Source organism: Paenibacillus sp. P3E, from assembly GCF_001909045.1.
GTDB classification, from domain to species: Bacteria; Bacillota; Bacilli; order Paenibacillales; family Paenibacillaceae; genus Paenibacillus_AQ; species Paenibacillus_AQ helianthi.
This window is the reverse complement of the sequence record NZ_LVWH01000100.1, coordinates 1-1,593: the sequence shown is the minus strand read 5'-3', so window position 1 is coordinate 1,593 and position 1,593 is coordinate 1. Positions and strand designations below refer to the sequence as shown.

The following is a 1,593-nucleotide window of genomic DNA, read 5'->3' as shown; positions in this document are numbered from 1 at the left end:
TTGCCTACGTGTTACTCACCCGTCCGCCGCTAAGCTTATCCCGAAGGATAAGCTCCGCTCGACTTGCATGTATTAGGCACGCCGCCAGCGTTCGTCCTGAGCCAGGATCAAACTCTCCAAATTGGTATTTAGAAAGAGCGATTGCTCATTTTGAAACATCTGACGAGAATAAAATATTCTCTATTTTTGGATCTCACTTGTGTGAAATCCCACTCACTCGTTGTTCAGTTTTCAAAGATCAAGCTCGTCGTCGGCGCCGATTATCTCGTCACCAGCAACTCTTATAATATATCACGTTCATTTGAGTAATGCAAGCCTTTTATGAATCACCTATTTAGTCATTCACATTTACTTAGCAGCGCTCCAACAACGCTTATTTATAATACCCTATTGTCATATGAAAAAGCAACCCTTTTAATAAAGAAAGATAACCCACTTAATCTTTAAGTGGGTTATCTTCAAATCGAGCTTATATAAAAGTCACTTCTACTCGTATTAGTAGAACTTTGCTGCCGCATATTTGCTTGCTACTTTGATCAATCCTGTAGCTTGGTTGCTCTTGCCCAGCCCCGCATCAACTGTAGTATCAATAGTTACCCACTCGCCGTTAATCAAAACTTCATTCCAAGCGTGGTAGGAAGTCACATAGCTTGTGTTCCCCATTACCAGCTTAGCAGGTATACCTTGACTGCGAAGCATGGTTGCGAACAATGAGGCATAATCGTAGCAAATGCCTTTTTTGGTGATGAGTGTATTATCATTGTTCGGAATATAGTCTGTCGTAACCGTAGAGGCCAGAGTATAGTCATATTTCACATTGGACACGATGAAGTTATAGATTGCTTTTACCTTTTGTTCGTCGGTGGTTAGGCCCTGTGTCAACTGGGCGGCTTTGAGAACTGATTTATCGGAAGAACTCCACTTCACATTCTGTACAGAGCTCAAATATACGGCATTAGCATTGTCCAAGCTAAGATCTATCGTATCGGAAGAAATAACTTTGTATTTATTGCCGGTAGTGTTCTCCAAAACCGAAACCTTATAAGAGCCATTACCTTGCTGCAATGGGAATGTTTCAGTTGGCTTGGAAGCGTAGAGATTGTAAGTATAGCTGTTGTTGTCCTTGGTGATCATCAACTTAATGCGTTTGTCCATAGGTACGTCATAAGACACTGCAATTACACCTTGATCCAGTTGCGATGTATTTAACCAGCCTGTATCTGTGCTTGCAGCTTCTGCCGAGCCTAATTGAACGGAAGTGGCGACTACGAACAGTGTTAATAGCATAAAATAGATCTTTTTCATGGATAAAACCCCTTTCGGTAGCTGGCTGCCATCCATAGAGGGAAGGCCCTTTAGCTTTGCGTCCCTACCTTTCGATAGGTTTGCCGTTATCGTATAAGCTTTATCTGTTCACTTCTAAAAGTGATCTGCTAGATTCATATGAAGACTAAACAAAAAAAGCCTCTTCATTCGGTAGCTGGCTGCCATCCATAGAGGGAAGGCCCTTTAGCTTTGCGTCCCTACCTTTCGATAGGTTTGCCGTTATCGTGCTTAGCTTTTATAGTTATATACTACCATATTCATCTCTAT

The 1,593-nt window shown here is 41.8% G+C and carries 1 protein-coding gene, 1 rRNA gene and 2 riboswitches; both genes read right to left on the bottom strand.

Annotated elements, in window-relative coordinates:
• Positions 1-123 (bottom strand): 16S ribosomal RNA (locus tag A3842_RS09560); the annotation flags it as partial.
• A 372-nt stretch (positions 124-495) separates the two neighbouring features.
• Positions 496-1,305 (bottom strand): transglutaminase-like domain-containing protein, encoded by an 810-nt coding sequence (locus tag A3842_RS09555; RefSeq protein ID WP_074101183.1) that lies wholly within the window; start codon positions 1,303-1,305, stop codon positions 496-498.
• 13 nt (positions 1,306-1,318) lie between these two features.
• A riboswitch (cyclic di-GMP riboswitch) is annotated at positions 1,319-1,400 on the bottom strand.
• 72 nt (positions 1,401-1,472) lie between these two features.
• Positions 1,473-1,554: riboswitch (cyclic di-GMP riboswitch) on the bottom strand.
• Between the last annotated feature and the right edge of the window lie 39 nt (positions 1,555-1,593).